The organism is Achromobacter sp. NPDC008082 (assembly GCF_042957345.1).
Classification (GTDB): domain Bacteria; phylum Pseudomonadota; class Gammaproteobacteria; order Burkholderiales; family Burkholderiaceae_B; genus Achromobacter; species Achromobacter kerstersii_A.
The window spans coordinates 50367-70557 of sequence record NZ_JBIBIB010000006.1 but is presented as its reverse complement, the minus strand read 5'-3'; the positions used below and the strand labels follow the sequence as shown (position 1 = coordinate 70557).

The 20191-nt window shown below is 64.3% G+C and carries 23 protein-coding genes; 17 read left to right on the top strand and 6 right to left on the bottom strand.

Features of this window, described 5'->3' with window-relative positions; all coding sequences use genetic code 11:
• The 9 genes from ACFZAI_RS23930 (at position 1) to ACFZAI_RS23890 (ending at position 6717) form a co-directional block, all read left to right on the top strand.
• Positions 1-975: a hypothetical protein gene (locus tag ACFZAI_RS23930; RefSeq protein WP_391569262.1), complete on the top strand. Its 975-nt coding sequence runs from the start codon at positions 1-3 to the stop codon at positions 973-975.
• Positions 972-1133 (top strand): cbb3-type cytochrome oxidase assembly protein CcoS, encoded by a 162-nt coding sequence (ccoS, locus tag ACFZAI_RS23925; RefSeq protein ID WP_391569261.1) that lies wholly within the window; start codon positions 972-974, stop codon positions 1131-1133. Before ACFZAI_RS23930 ends, ccoS begins: the two co-directional genes overlap by 4 nt.
• A 126-nt stretch (positions 1134-1259) precedes the next feature.
• A complete protein-coding gene (gene ccoN / locus ACFZAI_RS23920; protein ID WP_391569260.1) occupies positions 1260-2750 on the top strand; it encodes a cytochrome-c oxidase, cbb3-type subunit I in 1491 nt (496 codons plus the stop codon).
• Between the two features lie 12 nt (positions 2751-2762).
• Entirely contained in the window at positions 2763-3461 is a 699-nt protein-coding gene (ccoO, locus tag ACFZAI_RS23915; protein WP_391569259.1) for a cytochrome-c oxidase, cbb3-type subunit II, read from the top strand.
• 2 nt (positions 3462-3463) lie between these two features.
• Positions 3464-3640, top strand: coding sequence for a cytochrome oxidase (locus ACFZAI_RS23910; protein ID WP_054422115.1), 177 nt, complete (start codon positions 3464-3466; stop codon positions 3638-3640).
• Positions 3637-4611 (top strand): cytochrome-c oxidase, cbb3-type subunit III, encoded by a 975-nt coding sequence (gene ccoP / locus ACFZAI_RS23905; protein WP_391569258.1) that lies wholly within the window; start codon positions 3637-3639, stop codon positions 4609-4611. The genes ACFZAI_RS23910 and ccoP overlap by 4 nt, the downstream gene beginning before the upstream one ends.
• A gap of 96 nt (positions 4612-4707) precedes the next feature.
• The gene (gene ccoG / locus ACFZAI_RS23900; RefSeq protein WP_391569257.1) at positions 4708-6198 is read left to right on the top strand and encodes a cytochrome c oxidase accessory protein CcoG; all 1491 of its coding nucleotides are present in this window, start codon (positions 4708-4710) and stop codon (positions 6196-6198) included.
• Between the two features lie 17 nt (positions 6199-6215).
• Positions 6216-6464: a FixH family protein gene (locus tag ACFZAI_RS23895; RefSeq protein WP_391569256.1), complete on the top strand. Its 249-nt coding sequence runs from the start codon at positions 6216-6218 to the stop codon at positions 6462-6464.
• Between the two features lie 16 nt (positions 6465-6480).
• Positions 6481-6717 carry a hypothetical protein gene (locus ACFZAI_RS23890; protein WP_391569255.1) on the top strand — a complete coding sequence of 79 codons (237 nt, stop codon included), beginning with the start codon at positions 6481-6483 and terminating at the stop codon, positions 6715-6717.
• Positions 6718-6824: 107 nt separating this feature from the next.
• Here the strand turns inward: ACFZAI_RS23890 and ACFZAI_RS23885 are convergent, their stop codons facing one another.
• Both ACFZAI_RS23885 and ACFZAI_RS23880 read right to left on the bottom strand, forming a co-directional pair.
• The gene (locus ACFZAI_RS23885) at positions 6825-7166 is read right to left on the bottom strand and encodes a zinc ribbon domain-containing protein YjdM (RefSeq protein ID WP_054422110.1); all 342 of its coding nucleotides are present in this window, start codon (positions 7164-7166) and stop codon (positions 6825-6827) included.
• 86 nt (positions 7167-7252) lie between these two features.
• Positions 7253-8182: a LysR family transcriptional regulator gene (locus ACFZAI_RS23880; protein ID WP_391569254.1), complete on the bottom strand. Its 930-nt coding sequence runs from the start codon at positions 8180-8182 to the stop codon at positions 7253-7255.
• Positions 8183-8304: 122 nt separating this feature from the next.
• On the opposite strand from ACFZAI_RS23880, the gene ACFZAI_RS23875 reads away from it, so the two are divergent.
• The 6 genes from ACFZAI_RS23875 (at position 8305) to ACFZAI_RS23850 (ending at position 14279) form a co-directional block, all read left to right on the top strand.
• Complete coding sequence (locus ACFZAI_RS23875; RefSeq protein WP_391569253.1) at positions 8305-9291, top strand: Bug family tripartite tricarboxylate transporter substrate binding protein; 987 nt, start codon at positions 8305-8307, stop codon at positions 9289-9291.
• Positions 9292-9298: 7 nt separating this feature from the next.
• Positions 9299-10324 carry a 4-hydroxythreonine-4-phosphate dehydrogenase PdxA gene (locus tag ACFZAI_RS23870; RefSeq protein WP_391569252.1) on the top strand — a complete coding sequence of 342 codons (1026 nt, stop codon included), beginning with the start codon at positions 9299-9301 and terminating at the stop codon, positions 10322-10324.
• A gap of 13 nt (positions 10325-10337) precedes the next feature.
• The gene (locus ACFZAI_RS23865; RefSeq protein WP_391569251.1) at positions 10338-11510 is read left to right on the top strand and encodes an L-rhamnonate dehydratase; all 1173 of its coding nucleotides are present in this window, start codon (positions 10338-10340) and stop codon (positions 11508-11510) included.
• 52 nt (positions 11511-11562) lie between these two features.
• Complete coding sequence (locus ACFZAI_RS23860) at positions 11563-12501, top strand: dihydrodipicolinate synthase family protein (protein WP_391569705.1); 939 nt, start codon at positions 11563-11565, stop codon at positions 12499-12501.
• 96 nt (positions 12502-12597) lie between these two features.
• Complete coding sequence (locus tag ACFZAI_RS23855) at positions 12598-13521, top strand: ABC transporter ATP-binding protein (RefSeq protein ID WP_391569250.1); 924 nt, start codon at positions 12598-12600, stop codon at positions 13519-13521.
• Positions 13518-14279, top strand: a complete 762-nt coding sequence (locus tag ACFZAI_RS23850) for an ABC transporter permease (RefSeq protein ID WP_006220442.1) — start codon at positions 13518-13520, stop codon at positions 14277-14279. The genes ACFZAI_RS23855 and ACFZAI_RS23850 overlap by 4 nt, the downstream gene beginning before the upstream one ends.
• Before the next feature lie 74 nt (positions 14280-14353).
• Here ACFZAI_RS23850 and ACFZAI_RS23845 read toward each other — a convergent pair whose 3' ends face one another.
• The 3 genes from ACFZAI_RS23845 to ACFZAI_RS23835 form a co-directional block, all read right to left on the bottom strand.
• Positions 14354-15052 carry a glutathione S-transferase family protein gene (locus ACFZAI_RS23845; protein WP_391569249.1) on the bottom strand — a complete coding sequence of 233 codons (699 nt, stop codon included), beginning with the start codon at positions 15050-15052 and terminating at the stop codon, positions 14354-14356.
• A 256-nt stretch (positions 15053-15308) separates the two neighbouring features.
• Positions 15309-15707 (bottom strand): DUF4168 domain-containing protein, encoded by a 399-nt coding sequence (locus ACFZAI_RS23840; RefSeq protein WP_391569248.1) that lies wholly within the window; start codon positions 15705-15707, stop codon positions 15309-15311.
• A gap of 374 nt (positions 15708-16081) precedes the next feature.
• Positions 16082-16897, bottom strand: coding sequence for a sulfite exporter TauE/SafE family protein (locus tag ACFZAI_RS23835; protein ID WP_391569247.1), 816 nt, complete (start codon positions 16895-16897; stop codon positions 16082-16084).
• Between the two features lie 110 nt (positions 16898-17007).
• On the opposite strand from ACFZAI_RS23835, the gene ACFZAI_RS23830 reads away from it, so the two are divergent.
• Positions 17008-17781 (top strand): AraC family transcriptional regulator, encoded by a 774-nt coding sequence (locus ACFZAI_RS23830; protein WP_391569246.1) that lies wholly within the window; start codon positions 17008-17010, stop codon positions 17779-17781.
• Positions 17782-17844: 63 nt separating this feature from the next.
• Here the strand turns inward: ACFZAI_RS23830 and ACFZAI_RS23825 are convergent, their stop codons facing one another.
• On the bottom strand, positions 17845-18489 hold the full coding sequence (locus ACFZAI_RS23825; RefSeq protein WP_391569245.1) for a hemolysin III family protein: 645 nt from the start codon (positions 18487-18489) through the stop codon (positions 17845-17847).
• Between the two features lie 488 nt (positions 18490-18977).
• Between ACFZAI_RS23825 and ACFZAI_RS23820 the strand changes: the two genes are divergently transcribed.
• A complete protein-coding gene (locus tag ACFZAI_RS23820; RefSeq protein WP_391569244.1) occupies positions 18978-20111 on the top strand; it encodes an alpha/beta hydrolase family esterase in 1134 nt (377 codons plus the stop codon).
• Positions 20112-20191 lie beyond the last annotated feature (80 nt).

Sequence of the window (20191 nt, the reverse complement as noted above, 5' to 3'; positions counted from 1 at the left end):
ATGCGAGCAAAATCGATCTTCGCCGTCCCGGCCTGCCTGTCAGATACCGACCGCCAGCAGCGCCGCCATGCCCTGGTGCGCCTGTCGCTGGCCTGGCTGGCGATGATGCAGGTGATGATGTTCGCGTGGCCCGGCTACCTGCGTCACGACAGCATGCCCGCCGATGCGCTGGAAACGCTGGACTGGGCCATCGTGCTGATGAACTGGGCCAGCTTCGCGCTGACCATTCCCGTGGTGCTGTATTCAGCGTGGCCCATCTGGCGCCATGCCGGCGACAACCTGCGTCACGGGCGCGCCGGCATGGACGTGCCGGTGGCGCTTGGCATTGTCGCCGCGTTCATCCCCAGCGTTCATGCCACGTGGACGGGGCGCGGTGAAGTCTATTTTGATTCGGTCACGATGTTCGTGGCCTTTTTGCTGACGGCCCGCTACCTGGAACTGTGCGCCCGCCAATCGTTTGGCGGTGCGGCGGGCGGGCAGCGCCATCAGCGCGTCGAGGCGCAGCGGCTGGACCTTGGCGCGCGCGCCGACCGGCTGGCGTCACGCTTCGTCATGATCCAGGTGGCGCTGGCCTTGGCCGCCGCCGCGGGCTGGGCGTATATCGATGCCGCGCACAGCATTCCGGTGATGGTGGCGTTGCTGGTCATGAGCTGCCCGTGCGCGATGTCGATGGCGGTGCCTACCGCGATGGCCTCCGCGCACTCGGCGCTGGCCGCGCATCCCTCGATGCCGGACGCCGCGCTGGACGAACTCTTGCAACAGGCGCGCCACAAGGCGCGGCAGAACCTGTATGGCTCGCTGATCTGGCACCTGCTCATGACGCCGCTTGCGCTGATGGGCTGGGTGCAGCCGTGGCTGGCCGCCATCACGATGCTGGTGTCGTCATTGGCCGTGGCCTATAACTCGTGGCGCTTGTGCCGCCGCGACTGGTCGGGCGCCATCGCGTCGCCGGCTGCGCTGGAAGCCGCGCCATGACCATCCTCTACCTGCTATTGCCCTTGTCTTTGCTGTTCGTGCTGGCGATAGGCGTGTCGCTCTGGTGGGCCGTTTTCAACGGCCAGTACGACGACACCGACAACGCCGGCACCGCCATCTTGCGCGACGACGACAGCGGCCCTGCCAGCCGCAGCTGATGCTGCGTTGCGCAGGCGCAGCGTTCCCGCACCAGCCCTCTGGCGCTTGATCCATATCAACGCCGACTCCGGTGACTAGTCCCATCATTCAAGCCTGGAGCTATTTGTTACTTTAGGGGAAGGGTGATGAACGATTGCGCCGCAATCGCAAGCAAGGCCGATACCTTCAACTACAAGATCGTGAGGCAGTTCGCGCTCATGACGGTGGTGTGGGGCATTGTCGGCATGGCTGTGGGCGTTTTTATCGCCGCGCAGCTGATTTGGCCTCAGTTGAATTTCGACACCGCATGGCTCAGCTACGGCCGCCTGCGCCCGCTGCACACCAACGCGGTCATCTTCGCGTTCGGCGGCAGCGCGCTGTTCACGACGTCGTACTACGTCGTGCAACGCACCTGTCAGGCGCGGCTGTTCTGCGACAAGCTTGCGGCCTTCACGTTCTGGGGCTGGCAGGTCGTCATCGTGGCCGCCGCGATCACCTTGCCGATGGGGTTCACCAGCAGCAAGGAATACGCCGAACTCGAATGGCCCATCGACATCCTGATCACGCTGGTCTGGGTGGCCTACGCCATCGTGTTCTTCGGCACGATCATTAAGCGCCGGTCCAAACACATCTACGTGGCCAACTGGTTCTTCGGCTCGTACATCCTCACCATCGCCATTCTCCATATCTTCAACAACATCGAAATGCCGGTGTCGATGTGGAAGTCGTACTCGGCTTACGCCGGCGTGCAGGACGCCATGGTGCAGTGGTGGTATGGCCACAACGCGGTGGGCTTTTTCCTGACGACGAGCTTCCTGGGCATGATGTATTACTTCGTGCCCAAGCAGGCAGGCCGCCCGATCTATTCGTACCGCCTGTCCATCGTTCACTTCTGGGCGCTGGCCTTCACGTACATGTGGGCGGGCCCGCACCATCTGCTGTACACGTCGCTGCCTGACTGGACGCAATCGCTGGGCATGACGTTTTCGCTGATTCTGCTGGCGCCGTCGTGGGGCGGGATGATCAACGGCATCATGACGCTGCAAGGCGCCTGGTACAAGCTGCGCACCGACCCGATCCTGAAGTTCATGGTCACGGCTCTGTCGTTCTACGGCATGTCCACGTTCGAAGGGTCGATGATGTCGATCCGCACCGTCAACGCGTTGTCGCACTACACGGACTGGACCATCGGCCACGTGCACTCCGGCGCGCTGGGCTGGGTGGCGATGATCTCGTTTGGCTCGCTCTACTACCTGATCCCGCGCCTGTATGGCCGCGAAAAGATGTACAGCGTGCGCGCCATCGAACTGCACTTCTGGATCGCCACCATCGGCGTGGTGCTGTACATCGCCGCCATGTGGATCGCCGGCGTGCAGCAGGGCCTGATGTGGCGCGACACCGCCGCCGACGGCACCCTGGTCTACAGCTTCGTCGAAGAACTGAAGACGCGCGTTCCGTACTACCTGATCCGTTTGCTGGGTGGCACGTTGTTCCTGTCGGGGGTGTTCGTCATGGCCTGGAACGTGTGGAAGACGGTGCGCGGTGCGCAGCCGGTCAACCCCGCCATTCCGCTGGACGATCCCCATGCCGCTCGCCCGCCGGTCGCCGTCGCGCCCGCCGTGCCGGCCACTGTTTGACGAGAGGACATCATGGCCAACAAGAAAACTGGCTTCTTTTCTCACCAGACGCTTGAGAAGAACATTGGCTGGATGATCATCGCGAGCATCCTGGTGGTGTCCTTCGCGGGGCTGGTCCAGATCGTTCCGCTGTTCTTCCAGCACAGCACGACCCAGCCGGTGGCGGGCGTTGAACCCTACAGCCCGCTGCGGCTGATGGGCCGCGACGTGTACATCCGCGAAGGCTGCGTCGGCTGTCACTCGCAGCAGGTGCGCGTGCTGGCCGCCGAAGTGCAGCGCTACGGGCCGTACTCGACGGCGGCGGAATCGGTCTTCGACCATCCGTTCCTGTGGGGGTCGAAGCGCACGGGTCCCGATCTGGCGCGCGTGGGCGAGCGTTACTCCGACGACTGGCACCGCATCCATTTGCGCGACCCGCGCAAGCTGGTACCCGAGTCGAACATGCCTGCCTACCCGTGGCTGCAAAAGACGGTGATCACCGGCGAGAACGTGGCCGAGCGCATGCGTGCGCTGCGGATGCTGGGCGTGCCGTACACGGATCAGCAGATCGCCGACGCGCCCAAGGCCATTGAAGGCAAGACGGAAGAGGACGCGCTGGTCGAGTACCTGCAAAGCTTGGGAGTGGGGGTGCGCAAGGCCAAGCAGGCTGCGGAAGCCAAGCAGGCGGAATCCGCCGTGCAACCTGCCGCGCAAGCGGCCACGGGAGGCTGATCATGCTGGGTTACCTGAGCGCAATCGTTACCGCCATTTCGATGGCGACCTTTTTCGGCATTGTCTGGTGGGCCTGCTCACGTGGCCGCCAGAGCGCCAACCGCGAATCGGCCATGTTGCCGTTCGCCCTGCCCGATGAGTTCGGCCAGGCACAACAAGATGGAGCGAATCGGTCATGAGCGATTTCGTTAATGGCTTCTGGGGGTATTTCATCTCGGTCGTCGCCGTGGGCGGCGTGGTCTGGTGCCTGTGGCTGCTGTACACGCAGCGCCGTTGGCTGGGCGCCAAGCCCGCCAGCGGCCAAGTCGAAGACACCGGCCACGTCTGGGACGGCGACCTGACCGAGCTCAATAACCCCGTCCCCACCTGGTGGACGTGGATGTACCTGCTAGCCTGCCTGTTCGCGCTGGGCTATCTGTTCTTCATGCCCGGCTTGGGTTCGTACAAGGGCCAGCTTGGCTACAGCAGCACCGAAGAAGTGGCGCAGCATCAGGCCAAGATGGCCGAGGCCGTGCGCCCGATCTACGCGCGCTTTGAAACCATGACGGTGCCGCAGATTGCGCAGGACCCGGGCGCCCGTGAAATCGGCCAACGCCTGTTCCTGAACAACTGCGCGCAATGCCACGGTTCCGACGCCAAAGGCGGCCCCAGCTTTCCGAACCTGACGGATGGCGACTGGCTGCACGGCGGCACGCCGGAAATCATCATGGAGACCATCAAGAAGGGCCGCCATGGCGTGATGCCGCCCTGGAAGGCCGCCATCGACGCCAAGATGGCCGGCGACATCGCGCAGTACGTGCGGTCGTTGTCCGGCTTGACGGCGGACCCGGTGCGCGTATTCCGCGGCAAGCGCGAATTCGGCAACTTCTGCGTGGCCTGTCACGGTGTGGATGGCAAGGGCAACCAGGCCGTGGGCGCGCCCAACCTGACCGACGACGTCTGGCTGTACGGCAGTTCCGAAGCATCGATCGTCAAGACCATTCTGGATGGCCGCGACAACCGCATGCCGGCGCAGGAACACGTGTTGAACCCCGAGCAGATCAAGGTGCTGACGGCCTGGGTCTGGGGCTTGTCGAACAAGCCGGAAGGCGGCGCGCAAGCGGCGGTGGTGGATACGGCGGCGGCCAGCACGGCGGCCGTGGCCAAGTAACGCGGCGGGCAGGGCTGCAAGGCAGTCAGCAGGACTTAAGTGGGAGGACGCCTTGCGCGCCTCTCACATCATCGGACTTACAGGACGGAGCAGCATATGGAAGATGGGTCAACCGCAAGCGTCGGCACGCCGCCTGGCGGCGACCCGCCGCCCTGGCGCCCGCATACGCGTCCGCCGCGCCCCGGGGCCGAAACGCTGGAGCAGACGCTCGCCGGGGTGCGCAGCAAGATCTATCCGCGATCCGTCAGTGGCAATTTCGCCCGCTGGCGCATCGCGTTCGTGTTTATCACCCAGCTGATTTTCTACGGCTTGCCGTGGCTGCAATGGAACGGCCGGCAGGCCGTGCTGTTCGACCTGGGCGCGCGCAAGTTCTATTTGTTTGGCCTGGTGTTGTGGCCGCAAGACGTGGTGTACCTGGCGGTGCTGCTGGTGATATCCGCGCTGGCGCTGTTCCTGTTCACCGCGGTGGCAGGGCGCTTGTTCTGCGGCTATGCCTGTCCGCAAACGGTCTACACAGAAATCTTCATGTGGATCGAACGCAAGGTTGAAGGCGACCGCATTGCGCGCATCCGCCTGGACGAAGCGCCGTGGACGCTGCGCAAGGCGCGCCTGAAAGTCACCAAGCATGTGCTGTGGATTGCGCTGGCATGGTGGACGGGTTCCACCTTCATCGGCTATTTCGCACCCATCCGTGAACTGGGGCATGAACTCTTCACGCTGCAACTGGGGCCGTGGCAATGGTTCTGGATGCTGTTCTATGGCTTTGCCACGTGGGGCAACGCGGGCTTCATGCGCGAATCCGTGTGCAAATACATGTGCCCCTACGCGCGCTTTCAAAGCGTGATGGTGGACCCGGACACCTTCGTCGTCACCTACGACAAGCGCCGGGGCGATCCGCGCGGCGGCCGTTCGCGCAAGGTGGACCACAAGGCCGCCGGCATGGGCGATTGCGTGGATTGCAGCCTGTGCGTGCAAGTCTGCCCCACCGGCATCGATATCCGCGAAGGCCTGCAATACATGTGCATCGGTTGCGGCGCCTGTATCGATGCTTGCGAACAGGTCATGGACAAGATGCAGTACGAGCCCGGCCTGATCCGCTACACGTCGGAACGCGCAATGCTCGATGGTCTTAGCACCCAAAGCGCGCGCTCGCATCTGCTGCGCCCGCGCGTGCTGATCTACGGCACGCTGATCCTGATTCTGGCCGTGGCGTTCGTGGCGTCGCTGGCGATGCGCAACCCGCTGCGGGTGGACGTCATTCGCGACCGTGGCGCGCTGGGCCGTGAAGTGGCGGGCGGACAGATCGAAAACGTTTACCGCTTGCAGATCATCAATACGTCGGACACCCCAATGCGGCTGCGCCTGTCGGCCGACGGCATGCCGGGGCTGGCGGTGATGGCGGGCCGCCAAGGCTCGGACACCGTGGAAGTGGAGGCCGCGTCCAACAAGCTGGTGCCGATGGTGATTCGCGCGCCGGCAGGCGCGGAACCCGGCGCGCATTCCATCACGCTGCGCGCGCGCGGCCACGACGGCGAAAACCGCTCCATCGAGACCGATGAAGCCGCCAGTTTTTACGTACCTGATTAAGCCTGAAGGACACTGCCATGACCCTCGCCCAAACCGCAACGACGCTCCAGCCCAAGCCCAAGCCCTGGTATCAGGAGCCGTGGCCCTGGATTCTGATGGCGGGTCCTGCCGCCGCCATGATCGGCTGCTTCATCACGATCTACTTCGCGTATAGCAACTTCACCCACGAGCCGATTCAGGAGGGCGTGGTCAAGCGCGGCCTGGTGATCGAACAGGCCGCACCCAAGGCGAGCGAGGGCGCGCGCGCCGCGCAAGCCAAGCCTTAAAGCAGGGAGAGCACAGATGGGCCTGCGTTCATTGATGTGGATTTTGTGGCCGTCGTTCCTGGCGGCCGCGATGGGCAGCGCGTTGATATTCGCGCTGATCGACCCCTTGGATGTGGCGATCTTCGGGCATGTGCCCACGGGGCGCGTGGGCTTTTACACCGTGTCGTTCTTTGTGCTGTGGGTCATGGCGGGGCTGTCCAGCACACTGACGGCGTACTTGATGCCCAAGCAGCAAGAAGACGAAGACATGTGATTGCGGGTGGCCCGCGCTTGCCCGGCGTTCATGCCGGGCAAGTGGCGTAAGGCTTACAACTGGCGCAGGGCGAGCGGGGCAACACCGGCAAGGCGAGCGGCGCTGCGTCAGACCTTTTTGACGAACTCCGACTTCAGGCTCATTTGCCCGAAGCCGTCGATCTTGCAGTCGATGTCGTGGTCGCTATCCACCAGGCGGATGCTCTTGACCTTCGTGCCCATTTTCACCACGCCGCCCGAGCCCTTGAGTTTCAAGTCCTTGATGACGGTGACGGTGTCGCCGTCTTGCAGCACGTTGCCGGCCGAGTCGCGGTAGACGCGGGCATCGTCGTCGGCGGGCGCGGCGTCTTGGGCCGACCATTCATGCGCGCATTCCGGGCAGACATACGTGCTGCCATCTTCGTAGGTGAATTCGGATTGGCATTTCGGACACGCGGGCAGAGCACTCACGGATAGACCTCAAGAGAAAAACGCAAAAAGCGCAATCGGCGATTGTACTGCGCCAGGCAGGCAAAATTGCGCCGAACGCGCATTTATCATCGCTTATCTTCATGCAGCAAGTCGACAAAATGCTGTCCGGCTGCGGTCAGCGGGCGGTCGCGCGAAACGATGCTGCCAAATGCGGTCAGCGACTGCTGGATCTGATACGGCAGGATGGTCAATAAGCCGTGGCGCGCGTAGCGGCTGGCGACGGATTCCGGAATCACGCCCAGCATCTGTGACTTCATCGCCAGGTTGGTCGTTGTGAGGATGGACGCGGATTCAATCAGCCCCGGGGGCAGGGCAATGCGGTGTGACCGGAATTCCTGTTCGATCACGTCCCGCATGGGGCTGCCCTGCGGTTGCAGTATCCAGGCGTAGTCCTGCATCGCCTCGAAGCTCACGCGCTTCTGGCCCGCCAGCGGGTGATCCACCGCCGCGATCACGGACAGCGCTTCGTCGCCGATCGGGCGGAACACGTAGTTGCGGTCGGACGCGGTCAGCATGCGCCCAATTACTACATCCAGCTTGCCCTCATTCAGTTGCGCAATCAGCAGATCGCTGGTGCCCGTAGAAATTTCCACGGCCAGCAGCGGATAGGTTTGCTTTAACCGCAAAAGCGCGTCGGTCAGATGGCCGGGCGACGCCGCCATGATGCTGCCAATGAACAGCTTGCCTGCGCTGCCCAGCCGCAGCTCGTCCAGTTCACGCGCCAGCGATGACACCGTGCCGCGCATGCCGCGGAAATAGCCCATGACGCAATCGCCGGCCGGTGTCAGCGCCAGCCCACGGCCCACGCGTTCAAACAGCGGCTGGCCCAGCGCCAGCTCAAGCTCGTGCAGCATTTTGCTGGCGGCCGATTGGGTCATGTTCAGCTGGGTGGCGGCCGCGCGCAGCGTGCCGCGTTCGTCAATCGCCAGCAGCAGCACGATTTGCCGCATGCGCAAGCGCGACAGCAGCGCGGGGACGTTCAGGGTGCGTTCCATGATTGATCGCCTGTGGTGAACGATTGGTGCAAAAGTTTCATTTTACGGAAACGAACCGAATCCCTAAGATGAACCCATAAGAAATGCCCGTCAGCGGCAAAGAAAACCCCAAGGAGACAACCATGAAGATCCGCGTATTGGCCGCGATGGCGGCGGGCGCCCTGTGCCTGTCGGCAATGGCGCCGGCCCCAGCCGCCGCCCAAACCCCAGCTGCCGGCTGGCCCACGAAACCTTTGCGTCTGTTGGTGGGCTCGGCCCCGGGCGGCGGCACGGATGCCATGGCGCGCGCCGTGGCCGACCGGCTGGGGCCGATGCTGAAACAGACCGTGGTCGTCGAGAACAAGCCCGGCGCGTCGAACACGCTGGCGGCGGATCTGGCCGCGAAGTCCGCCGACAACCACACGATGGTGATGGGCGTGTCCACGGCGCACGCCATCGCGCCGCATCTGCTGAAGCTGGGCTACGACAACGACCGCGACCTGACTCCGGTGGTATTCGTGGGCGCGGTGCCCAACATCCTGGTCGTGAACAACCAGGTGCCGGCCAAGACCGTGCAGGAATTGATCGCGCTGTTAAAGAGCAAGCCGGGCGAATACAACTTCGCCAGCAGCGGCTCGGGCAGCACGCAGCACATCGCGGCCGAACTGTTCAAGGACGCCACCGGCGTGCAGATGACGCACATCCCGTATCGCGGCAGCGGCCCCGCCATGGTCGACCTGATGGGCGGGCAGGTGCAGATCGCCTTTGAAACCGCGTCGTCGGTCATCCCCCACATCAAGAGCGGCAAGGTGCGCGCGCTGGCGGTGCTGAGCGCCCGCCGCAATGCGCAGCTGCCCGACGTGCCGACGATGGCCGAAGCCGGCGTGCCAGGCGTGGAAATGAGCGCCTGGTACGGCATCTACATGCCCAGCGCCACGCCTGCCGGCATCCAGAAACGCATCCATGACGACGTCAACCAGATCCTGGCGCTGCCCGAAACGCAGACGCGCTTGCTGGCGATTGGCGCAGACATCACCCCGCTGAGCCAGGAACAGTTTGCGCAGTTCCACAAGACCGAGAACCAGCGCTACGCCGGCATCATCAAGAAGAACAACATTTCCGTGGAATGACACCAGCATGACGCCGCAGCAACTCCCCGTAATTGCCCTGACCCTGGGCGACCCCGCCGGCATCGGCGCTGAATTGATCGCCCGCCTGCTGGCGCGCCCCGACGCCTGCGAGCACGCCAACATCGTGCTGGTGGGCGATGCCTGGCTGTGGAAAGCCGGCCAGCGCGTGGCGGGCGTGACCGTCGCGACCCAAGCCGTGGACAGCCTGGAGGCCGTGCGCCACCGCGCGGATACCCATCTGCCCGCCTGGCTGGCGATGGACACGGTGCGGCCCGATCAGGTGACCGTGGGCCAGGCGCAGGCGCCCGGCGGCGCATCGGTGCTGCGCGTGCTGAACGCCTGCATGGACGCCGCGCGCGATGGCCATGTCGACGCGATCTGTTTTGCGCCGCTGAACAAGTACGCCATGAAGCAGGGCGGCTTGCAGCACGACGACGAGCTGCACCACTTTGCGCAGTACCTGGGCGTCACCGGCTATTTCTGTGAATTCAATACCTTGGGCGATCTGTGGACGTCTCGCGTGTCGTCGCACATTCCGCTGAAGGACGCGGCGGCCGCGCTCAGCATCGACGGCATCAAGGCGGCGACAAGGCTCATCTACCGGTCATTGCAGGCCAACGGCATCGACGCGCCCCGCGTGGCGGTGGCGGCGTTCAACCCGCATGGCGGCGACGGCGGCACGTGCGGCCGCGAAGAGGTCGACATCATCGCGCCCGCCGTGCGCCAGCTGAATGAAGAAGGCTTGCCCGTGCAAGGCCCGTTCCCGGCCGACACCATCTTCCTGAAAGCGCAGGCCGGCGAGTTCCAGGCGATTGTCACCATGTATCACGACCAGGGGCAGATCGCCATCAAGCTGCTGGGCTTTTCGCGCGGCGTGACCGTGCAGGGCGGCCTGCCCATTCCCATCACCACGCCCGCGCACGGCACGGCGTACGACATCGCGGGCCAGGGCCGCGCGAATGTGGACGCCACCTGGCAGGCCTTTCTGATCGCCTGCCGCATGGGCCGGTCGCATCGTTCCCTTTCCCAATAAGGTTGGATTCCCCATGAAGATCAAATCCGTCCGCGCCCGCGTCTTCGAATGGACCGGCAAGACCGTGCCGCCGCAAGGCAATTTCTGCTCTAACGCCATGGACCTGCTGTATTCCAAGCAGGAAACCATGAGCACCTTCCGCTTTCACGGCTGGACCGTGGTGGAAGTGGAAACCGACGACGGCATCGTGGGCCTGGGCAATGTGGCGCTGGCCCCGCGCGTGGCCAAGGCCATCATCGACCAATACCTGGCGCCGCTGGTGGTGGGCCAGGACCCCTGGGACTACGAATACCTGTGGCAGCGCATGTACCGCGCCACCCACGCCTGGGGCCGCAAGGGCGTGACGATGGCGGCGATTTCGGGCGTGGACCTGGCCATCTGGGACATTCTGGGCAAGTCCGTGAACAAGCCCGTCTTCAAGCTGCTGGGCGGGCGCACGAAGGAAAAGATTCCGGTCTATTACTCCAAGCTCTACCGCACCGACTTGAAGGCCATGCAGGACGAGGCGCAGGCCTATCTGGACCAAGGCTTCACCGCGTTCAAGATGCGCTTTGGCTACGGGCCGGCGCATCTGCAAAAGGGCGTGTCCGAGAACTTGAAGTCGGTGGAGGCGGTGCGTGAAGTCATCGGCTATGACACCGACCTGATGCTGGAATGCTATATGGGCTGGAACCTGGAATACGCCAAGCGCATCCTGCCCAAGCTGGAAAAATTCGAACCACGCTGGCTGGAAGAACCCGTCATTGCTGACGATATCGACGGCTATGCCGAATTGAACCAGCTGACGTCGATTCCGATTTCGGGCGGCGAGCACGAGTTTTCTTTGTACGGGTTCAAACAGCTGCTGGACCGCAAGGCCGTGTCTGTCGTGCAGTACGACACCAACCGCGTGGGCGGCATCACGGCGGCGCACAAGATCAATGCGCTATGCGAGGCCTATAGCGTGCCGGTCATTCCGCACGCGGGGCAGATGCACAACTACCATCTGACGATGAGCACGCTGGCGTCACCCATGAGCGAGTACTTCCCGATGTTCGACGTGGAAGTGGGCAACGAGCTGTTCTACTACATCTTCGACGGCGAGCCCGTCGCCAAGGAAGGCTTTATCGACCTGGACGACAACAAGCCGGGCCTGGGCCTGACCTTGAAGACCGAATACCTGAACGATTTCAACATCATCGAATAGGCCCGCCATGACGACGACAACAACGCCCGCGACCTCCACAACGTCGGCGCCGATGCCGGCGTCGGCGGCTGCGCAGGCGCCGCGCTACCGCGGCATATTCCCGGTGGTGCCCACGCCGTTCACCGAGTCGGGCGAGCTGGACCTGCCCAGCCAGAAACGCGCGGTGGACTTCATGATCGACTCGGGCGTGGACGGGCTGTGCATCCTGGCCAACTTCTCCGAACAGTTCGTGCTGTCGGACGACGAACGAGACGTCTTGACGCGCACCATCCTGGAACACGTGGCGGGCCGCGTGCCGGTGATTGTGACCACCACGCACTTCAGCACCCGCGTGTGCGCCGCGCGCAGCCGCCGCGCGCAGGACCTGGGCGCGGCCATGCTGATGATCATGCCGCCGTATCACGGCGCCACCATCCGCGTATCCGAATCGCAGGTCGAAGCCTTCTTTCAGCAGGTGTCGGACGCGGTGGATATTCCCATCATGATCCAGGACGCGCCGGTGGCCGGCACGCCGCTGTCGGCGGCGCTGCTGGCGAACATGGCGCGTGAGATTGAACAGGTGTCGTATTTCAAGATTGAAACGGCTGGGGCAGCGTCCAAGCTGCGCGACCTGATTGCGCTGGGCGGCGCGGCCGTGGAAGGGCCGTGGGACGGCGAAGAGGCCATTACCTTGCTGCCGGACCTGGACGCAGGCGCCACGGGCTCGATGACGGGGGGCGGTTTTGCTGACGGCATCCGCCCCATCATCGCGGCGCACCGGGCGGGCCAGCGCGACGAGGCCTACCGCCTGTACGAACGCTGGCTGCCGCTGATCAACTACGAGAACCGCCAGGGCGGCATCCTGACGGCCAAGGCGCTGATGAAGGCGGGCGGGGTGATCGCGTGCGACGCGCCCCGGCATCCGTTCCCCGCCATGCGCGACGAGGTCCGCCAGGGCCTCTTGGAAACCGCCCGCCGGCTGGACCCGCTGGTGCTGCGCTGGGGCCGGTAATTCCCGAATCGCGAACACAGCGTTCCGCCACGTCGACCAAGCGGCCCCCGTCGTGGCGGGTAAAATCCCTGACTATCGATCAAGTTGGGGGCGCGTGTGCAGCCTGTCATTTCAGTTCAGGGTTTATCCAAACGGTATGCCTCGGGATTCCAGGCGCTGAAAAGCGTCAACCTGGAAATTCAACGTGGTGAGATCTTCGCCTTGCTCGGGCCGAACGGCGCGGGCAAGACCACGCTGATCAGCATCATCTGCGGCATCGTCAACCCCAGCGACGGCCGGGTGCTGGCCGATGGCCACGACATCGTGTCGGACTTTCGCGCCGCGCGCTCCAAGATCGGCCTGGTGCCGCAAGAAATTTCCACCGACGCCTTTGAAAGCGTCTGGAACACGGTGACGTTCAGCCGTGGCCTGTTCGGCAAGCCGGCCAACCCCGCGTATATCGAAAAGGTGCTGCGCGACTTGTCGCTGTGGGACAAGAAAGACAGCCGCATCATGGCGCTGTCGGGCGGCATGAAACGCCGCGTGATGATCGCCAAAGCGCTGTCGCACGAGCCGGCCATTCTGTTCCTGGACGAACCCACGGCAGGCGTGGACGTCGAACTGCGGCGCGGCATGTGGGAAATGGTGCGGCGCCTGCGCGAGAGCGGCGTCACGATCATCCTGACGACGCACTACATCGAAGAAGCGCAGGAAATGGCCGACCGCATCGGCGTGATCCGCAAGGGCGAGATCATTCTGGTCGAAGAAAAGAACGCGCTGATGGCCAAGCTGGGCAAGCGCCAGCTGAGTCTGACGCTGACTGCGCCGCTGCCGGGCATTCCCACCGCGCTTGACGCCTATCAGCTGGACTTGTCGGCCGACGGCTACAAGCTGGTCTACACCTACGACAACCAGGGCGGCGGCCAGATTTCCCAGCTGCTGCACGACCTTAGCCGGCTCCAGATTGAATTCACCGACCTGAATTCATCGGAAAGCTCGCTCGAGGATATTTTTGTCAGCCTGGTACACGGTCAATCATGAACTTCTACGCCATTCGCGCTATCTATCTGTTTGAAATGGCCCGCGCTTGGCGCACGCTGATGCAAAGCGTGTTGTCGCCCGTCATTTCCACGTCGCTGTACTTCGTGGTGTTCGGTTCGGCCATCGGCTCGCACATGGTCGAGATCGACGGCGTGAGCTACGGCGCGTTCATCGTGCCGGGCATGATCATGCTGTCGCTGTTGACGCAAAGCATCGCCAATGCGTCGTTCGGCATCTACATGCCGCGGTTTTCGGGCACCATCTACGAAATCCACTCCGCGCCGATTTCCTACGTGGAGATCGTCATGGGCTATGTGGGCGCGGCCGCCAGCAAGTCCATCATTTTGGGGCTGATCATGCTGGCGACGGCGCGGCTGTTCGTGTCGTTCGAGATCGCGCATCCGATCTGGATGCTGGGCTTCTTGGTGCTGACGGCCGTCACGTTCAGCCTGTTCGGCTTCATCATCGGCGTGTGGGCCGATGGCTTTGAGAAGCTGCAAATCATTCCGCTGATGATCATCACGCCGCTGACTTTTCTGGGCGGCACCTTCTATTCCATCAAGATGCTGCCGCCGTTCTGGCAGACCGCCACGTTGTTCAACCCGGTGGTCTATCTGGTCAGCGGTTTCCGGTGGGCGTTCTACGGCGTGTCGGACGTGAGCGTCGGGGTCAGCGTGGGCATGACCCTTGTGTTCCTGCTGGCATGCTTGATCGGCGTGCGCTGGATCTTCAAGACGGGTTATCGCCTGAAGACCTGATCGCGCTGATTGCCCGGTGCGCTGATTACCCCGATTGCCATTGCCCGGTGCGCGGCTCGCCCTGGCCGCGCTGCTTACGCCGCTGCGGTCGGCGCGCGGCGCGCCAGGCCGTCAAAGGCATCCAGCAGCCGTTCGCGCCACGCGTACACGGGGTCGTCTTCCGCCAGCAGTTCCAGGGAACTCGTGCAGCGCGCCCACATGAACATGCCAAACACCGCGTAGTCGGCATAGGCATGCTGGCTGCCCGACAGGTAGGGCTGCTTGCCCAGCAGATGGCGCAGCGGCAGCAGGGCGGCGCGCAATGCGGCGACCTGGTCGGCGTAACCCGCGGGCAGGTCTTCCAGCTTGCCGAAGCGTTTCTCGCGCGAGGCGCGGAAGTAGTCCTGATCTTTCTCGTGAATCAGGCCATGGATGGCGGGCAGCAGCAGGCGCGCCAGCACCGGCACCAGCGTGGTGTCGGCCCAGCTGTTCGCAAACAGGCTCACCGCGCGCCCGCCCGCGCCGCCAAACAGCGACGGGCGTTCTGGAAACGTGTCTTCCAGATAGCAGGCAATCTGCCAGGAATCGCTGACGACGTGGGTGTCGTGCACCAGCACCGGCACAAGCTTCTGCCCGGAAAAATCAATTGCTTCCTTTTCCGTAAAGCGCCACGGCACCGTCTTGGCGGACAGGCCCTTGTGAGCCAAGGCCATATGCGTCTTCCAGCAATGCGGGCTGAAGCGTAGCGACGCATCAGCGCCCGCCAGGTCGTACAGGGTAAGGTCCGGGGTCAAGATACCGCGCTCCTTGAAGGTGTCTTCGGGGTGAGAACCGCAGCCAGCATACTGCGATCGCGCCATGGGCGGGGCAGGCCGCGCGAGCGGCAAGCGTTGCGATGACGCTGCGTACAGGCCAGACGGGGCCAGACGGGGCCAGACGGGGCCAGACGGGGCCAGACGCGGCCAGACGCGGCCAGACGGCGCGGGCAATAAAAAGCGCCACGTACCCCGAGGGGCGCGTGGCGCAGGCCGGACAATCCCCGGTCCAGCCTTACTGCTTGGGCGCGCCCTGGCTCAAGTTCATGACCCGCTGCTTTAGTTGCGGGTTTTGCTGCACGGCCTGGCCGATGCCATTGAATTCTTCGACGGTCAGCCCGTCGGCACGCACCAGCTGCACCATCTTGGCGTCCGCTTCCTGGACTACCTTTTGCTTGGCGTCGTCCGTTTTCGCGGCCTCGACCTTGGGACGGTACTCGTCAACCACGCCCGACACCTTCTGCGACGCCGAGGCAAAGCGCTGCAACTGCTGGTCGGTGGGCTGGGCGATGGCGGGGGCCATTTGCGGTTGAGCCGCCGGCGGCTGGCTGGCGTTTTGCGCCAGGGCGGGAGCACCGGACAACGCCGTCGTCAACATCGCGGCGGATAGGAATGCGTAAGTGGAACGCTGCATGAAACCTCCTTGTTCCGGTTAAGTGTCCGACCATGATGACGACGTGACCGGGCGCGGGACAAGTTTCGCGATGTGTTTTCCTGTGTCGGCAGACCACGATATGGGCTGCCGCGCCAGGAGGGCGGCCCCTGGAGGCGGCGCGGAAACGTTTTGCGCGGTTTCGTAGTCGCTGCTGGCCGCGATGTTTCCTTAGGTGTGGGGGCCGAGCCAGATAACCGCGCGCGACGCGCGGAAATTCGCGGTGCGGCGTGGTCGGATGAGCGGCTCGCTTCGCTTGCTGTCACTTGCTTGAAGTGACCCGCTTGAAGTGACCCGCTTGAAGTATGCCGCTTGTTGTCAGCCGCTTGCAGCCGCCCTCGCTTGCCGTCACCCGCTTAAATCAGCAGCATGCTCAGCATCACCAGCGCCAGCAGCAGGATGTAGACGCGCGCATGCAAGCGGTCGGGAATGCGCGGAATCAGCGGCGCGCCCAGGCGGATGCCGATCAGCGACCCCAGCGCCAGAGCGGCGAACGCCAGCAAATCCACATACCCCACGATCCAGGGCGCGAGCGCCGCGGGCAGGTTGCGCGCGGCCGCCATGTAGGCGACGGTGCCCGCCAGCGCAACGGGCAGCGTCAACGGGTTGGCCATCGCGGCGGCCTTGGCCATGGGCAAGCCGCGGCGGCGCAACAGCGGCACGGTCATCACGCTGCCGCCCACGCCCAGAAACGTGGCGATGGCGCCGATGACCACGCCGCCGCCCACCACCACGCCTTGGCCCAGCGGCCGGGGGGCTTGCGCATCGTGTTGCGCCATGAAGCCCTGGCGCAGCACGCAGTCCAGAATCGTCACGCCCAGATAGACAATGAACGCCACGCGCACCAGATCGCCGCTGGCGCGCGTGGCGGCCCATGCGCCCAGCAAGGCGCCCACGGCGATAAAGCCCGCCAGCGGCCACACGTAGGCGCGCAGGATATTGCCTGCGCGCTGATGCTTGCGCGTGGCGGCAAGGGAATTGACGATCATCACGCAGGTGGAAGTGGCCACCGCGATATGCATGGCCGATTGGCCGATGGCGTCGTTCGCGCCATGCGTGGCCGTCAACACGCCATACAGCACAGGCACCACCACAAAGCCGCCGCCAAAGCCAAACAGCACCGTGGTAACGCCGCTTGCGCAGCCAAATATCGCCAAAATCACATACAGCATGCCGTTCGTCCGATCGCGGGAAAGAAACGACGATACGGCGGCGCGGCGTGGCCTGCTTTCGAGGATTGGACAATAATGTTTGCGTTTCGGCCAACGCGTCATCGTCTGCCATGCGCAATACGCATATCGACCACTACGATTCCCTGGACCGCGCGGTCGTCGCCATCGGCAACGACTATCCACCCGGCACGCTGCTGCCTGCGCACTCGCATCGGCGCGCGCAACTGTTGTATGGCGCAACCGGCGTCATGCAGGTGACCACGCGTGACGGCAACTGGGTGGTGCCGCCGCAACGCGCCGTGTGGATACCGGCAGGCGTCACGCATCAGGTGCGCATGCTGGACGTCAGCACGCGCAGCGCGTACCTGGAACCGGGGGCGGCGCGCGCGCAGCGCACCGCGTGTGAAGTGATCGAGGTGTCGCCGCTACTGCGGCAGTTATTGCTGGACGCGGTGGATATGCCCGCCGCCTACGAGCTGGCGGGCCGCGACGGCGCGCTGGCCGCGCTGCTGGTGCACGAGGTGGACCGGGCTTGCGTCTTGCCCTTGCACATCCCGGTGCCGCGCGACAAGCGGCTGGCGCCCTTGTGCCGCGCCTTCATCGCCGCGCCCGATGCCCGTCAGCCTCCGCACGCCTGGGCCGGCCGCCTGCACATGAGCGCGCGCACGTTCAGCCGCTATTTCCATCAGCAAACGGGGATGTCGTTTTCGGAATGGCGCCAGCGCGCCTGCGTGGTGCAGGCGCTGGCGCGGCTGGCGGCGGGCGCAGCAGTAACCGCTATTGCGCTGGACTTCGGCTACCAGAGCCCCGCGGCGTTCTCAACGATGTTCCGCCGGGTGCTGGGCCGCTCGCCAACCGAGTTCCTGCGCCAGGGCTTGGGGTAGCGGCGCGCGTTGCGGCGGACGCTATGACGCGTGCGTTATGCGGAGGACGCCACGACGCGTGCGTTATGCGGCGTACCAGAGCACCGCGAAGAAGTGGCAGACCGTACCGGCCAGCACGAACAGATGCCAGATGAAATGGCTGTAGCGCCAGCGGTTGTCGAACACGAAAAACACCACGCCGCCCGTATATGCCAGGCCGCCCGCAACCAGCCACCACAGTCCCCCCGTGGGCACGCGTTCGATCAGCGGGTTCACCGCAATGACGACGATCCACCCCATCGCCAGATACAAGCCGGTGGAAATGGCGGGCCGGTTCAGGCGCTTGCTGGCCTTCAGCCCCACGCCCACCAGCGCCAGCCCCCACACCAGACCGAACAGCGTCCATCCCCAAGGCCCGCGCAGCGCACCCAAGGCAAACGGCGTATAGGTGCCGGCGATCAGCAGGTAGATGGCCGAGTGGTCCAGCACATTGAAAATCTGTTTGGCGCGGCACCGCGGCAGCGCGTGATAGATGGTGGAGGCCAGATACAGCAGGCACATCGACACCGCAAAGACCGCCGCGCCCGCGATGAACGCGGCGTCGCCCTGACGCACGGCGGCAATCATGAGGATGGGGGCAGAGGCGACGGCGGCGGCCGCGCCCACGCCATGGCTGATGGTGTTGGCGATTTCTTCGCCCAGAGTCTGGGGTCTGTCGTTGGGGAACATGAATGCGTCTTGTTGATGCGAAGTGTCCACCTTAGGCGCTTTGCGGCACGTGCTCAAGTGCACGGCGCCTATCGTTGCCCAGGATGCGCGGCCCGCTTGATGTAGGGCAAGCGAGGCGGCGTTGATCACCGTTTGAGGTGCGGCGCGAAAGTTACTGTGTGATACATTTCACGCACAAAATGATCCGCCCCAAGAGGCGGTGCAGACGTTCTTTTTTCTGGGCTCGCACACGCGGCAGCGCACGAGCCCGTCCGCAAACAGATCTCCAAGGGGAGGCACCATGATTCCGGCAATTGGCTTAATGGTAGGGGCTTACATCATCACACGCATGACAGCGGTGTTGACGCGTCCCGACTCCAGTAAAGTGCTCAGGGTATTGTCCATCCTTACCATCGCCGTCGCATTGATGTCCTGTCTGCACTTGCTGACAGGCGGTCCCGGCCCGGCCCCGAGGTTCTAAGAGAAGGTTTACTGGCCGAGGCCTAGCAATGGCACGCAGTTTTACCAGTCTGTTTTTCAAAGCCGCCAAGAAATTAAGCAAGCTCCAGCGCGCCGCGTTACGCATGGCGTCGCCCAAGCCCGCCCGCAAGCGCCCTGCGGCGCGCAAGACGACGGCCAAGCCAGCGGCGGGCAATCCGTCATCTGCCAGCACAGCATCCACCAGCACAGCATCCGCCAGCACCCCGTCACGTATGCCCGCAGTTTCATCGCTGGGCGGCGGGCGCTGGGAAGCGTCGCGGCAGTTCTCTGATGGGGCAGGGCGGCAGTTGGCTTTTGCGCGCTACACGCCCGCTGCCGCGGCCAAGACCGGTCTGCCGGTTGTCGTGATGCTGCACGGCTGCCGGCAGACGTCGCTGTCGTTTGCGCGTGGCACGCGCATGAACCAATGGGCGGACGCTGGCGGCTTCATGGTGCTGTATCCGCAACAGTCCATGACGCGCCAAGTGCAGCGTTGTTGGCGCTGGTTTCAGCCCGATGACCCGCATGGCGGCGGCGAGGCTGATCTGATCGCGGCGTTGATCCGGTCCGAGGTCGCGCGCCATGGGCTGGACCCCGAACGTGTCTACGTCGCCGGGATGTCGGCAGGGGCCGGCATGGCGGCCCTTGTCGCCTTGCGGCATCCGTCGCTGGTTGCCGCCGTGGCCATGCATTCCGGCCCGGTCGTGGGCGACGCGCACACCGCCGCCAACGGCATCAGCACGATGCGGCGCGGGTCGGTCAAGCCTTTGCTGCCCATCCTGGAAGGCGTGGCGGACCCCGCCGTGTTCCAACTGGGCATGCCCGCGCTGATCCTGCAAGGTCAGTTGGACCCGGCGGTAGCCCCCCGCAATGCCAAGCAATTGTTCGAACAATTCCGCGCCCTGAATGGCTTGCGCCCGGAAGATACGCCGATGGAACGCGTGCTGGGCCTGGGCACCGAAAAGGCGTATCGTCGGCTGGACATGATGCGCGGCCGCAAGACCGTGCTGCGGCTATGCGAGATCACGCGGCTGGAACACGCCTGGAGTGGCGGCGATGCCACGGTGAAGTACCACGCGCGCGGCGGGCCGGATGCGTCGGCGCTGGTCTGGCGGTTCTTTCAAAGCCTGCGCCGCGCGGGGGCCGGGCAGGCCGCGCCATAGCCGCGGCGATGCTTCGGAATGTCGTCGTTTTTTTCGTCGATTGTTCGTCTTTTGAGAATGCTGATGTCGGCCGCCACGCC

Excerpts from the sequence above, each read along its gene's own strand:
- ACFZAI_RS23930 (WP_391569262.1), top strand. The coding sequence starts at position 1 with ATGCGAGCAAAATCGATCTTCGCCGTCCCGGCCTGCCTGTCAGATACC.
- ccoS (WP_391569261.1), top strand. The coding sequence starts at position 972 with ATGACCATCCTCTACCTGCTATTGCCCTTGTCTTTGCTGTTCGTGCTG.
- ccoN (WP_391569260.1), top strand. The coding sequence starts at position 1,260 with ATGAACGATTGCGCCGCAATCGCAAGCAAGGCCGATACCTTCAACTAC.
- ccoO (WP_391569259.1), top strand. The coding sequence starts at position 2,763 with ATGGCCAACAAGAAAACTGGCTTCTTTTCTCACCAGACGCTTGAGAAG.
- ACFZAI_RS23910 (WP_054422115.1), top strand. The coding sequence starts at position 3,464 with ATGCTGGGTTACCTGAGCGCAATCGTTACCGCCATTTCGATGGCGACC.
- ccoP (WP_391569258.1), top strand. The coding sequence starts at position 3,637 with ATGAGCGATTTCGTTAATGGCTTCTGGGGGTATTTCATCTCGGTCGTC.
- ccoG (WP_391569257.1), top strand. The coding sequence starts at position 4,708 with ATGGAAGATGGGTCAACCGCAAGCGTCGGCACGCCGCCTGGCGGCGAC.
- ACFZAI_RS23895 (WP_391569256.1), top strand. The coding sequence starts at position 6,216 with ATGACCCTCGCCCAAACCGCAACGACGCTCCAGCCCAAGCCCAAGCCC.
- ACFZAI_RS23890 (WP_391569255.1), top strand. The coding sequence starts at position 6,481 with ATGGGCCTGCGTTCATTGATGTGGATTTTGTGGCCGTCGTTCCTGGCG.
- ACFZAI_RS23880 (WP_391569254.1), bottom strand. The coding sequence starts at position 8,182 with ATGGAACGCACCCTGAACGTCCCCGCGCTGCTGTCGCGCTTGCGCATG.
- ACFZAI_RS23875 (WP_391569253.1), top strand. The coding sequence starts at position 8,305 with ATGAAGATCCGCGTATTGGCCGCGATGGCGGCGGGCGCCCTGTGCCTG.
- ACFZAI_RS23870 (WP_391569252.1), top strand. The coding sequence starts at position 9,299 with ATGACGCCGCAGCAACTCCCCGTAATTGCCCTGACCCTGGGCGACCCC.
- ACFZAI_RS23865 (WP_391569251.1), top strand. The coding sequence starts at position 10,338 with ATGAAGATCAAATCCGTCCGCGCCCGCGTCTTCGAATGGACCGGCAAG.
- ACFZAI_RS23860 (WP_391569705.1), top strand. The coding sequence starts at position 11,563 with ATGCCGGCGTCGGCGGCTGCGCAGGCGCCGCGCTACCGCGGCATATTC.
- ACFZAI_RS23850 (WP_006220442.1), top strand. The coding sequence starts at position 13,518 with ATGAACTTCTACGCCATTCGCGCTATCTATCTGTTTGAAATGGCCCGC.
- ACFZAI_RS23840 (WP_391569248.1), bottom strand. The coding sequence starts at position 15,707 with ATGCAGCGTTCCACTTACGCATTCCTATCCGCCGCGATGTTGACGACG.
- ACFZAI_RS23835 (WP_391569247.1), bottom strand. The coding sequence starts at position 16,897 with ATGCTGTATGTGATTTTGGCGATATTTGGCTGCGCAAGCGGCGTTACC.
- ACFZAI_RS23830 (WP_391569246.1), top strand. The coding sequence starts at position 17,008 with ATGCGCAATACGCATATCGACCACTACGATTCCCTGGACCGCGCGGTC.
- ACFZAI_RS23825 (WP_391569245.1), bottom strand. The coding sequence starts at position 18,489 with ATGTTCCCCAACGACAGACCCCAGACTCTGGGCGAAGAAATCGCCAAC.
- ACFZAI_RS23820 (WP_391569244.1), top strand. The coding sequence starts at position 18,978 with ATGGCACGCAGTTTTACCAGTCTGTTTTTCAAAGCCGCCAAGAAATTA.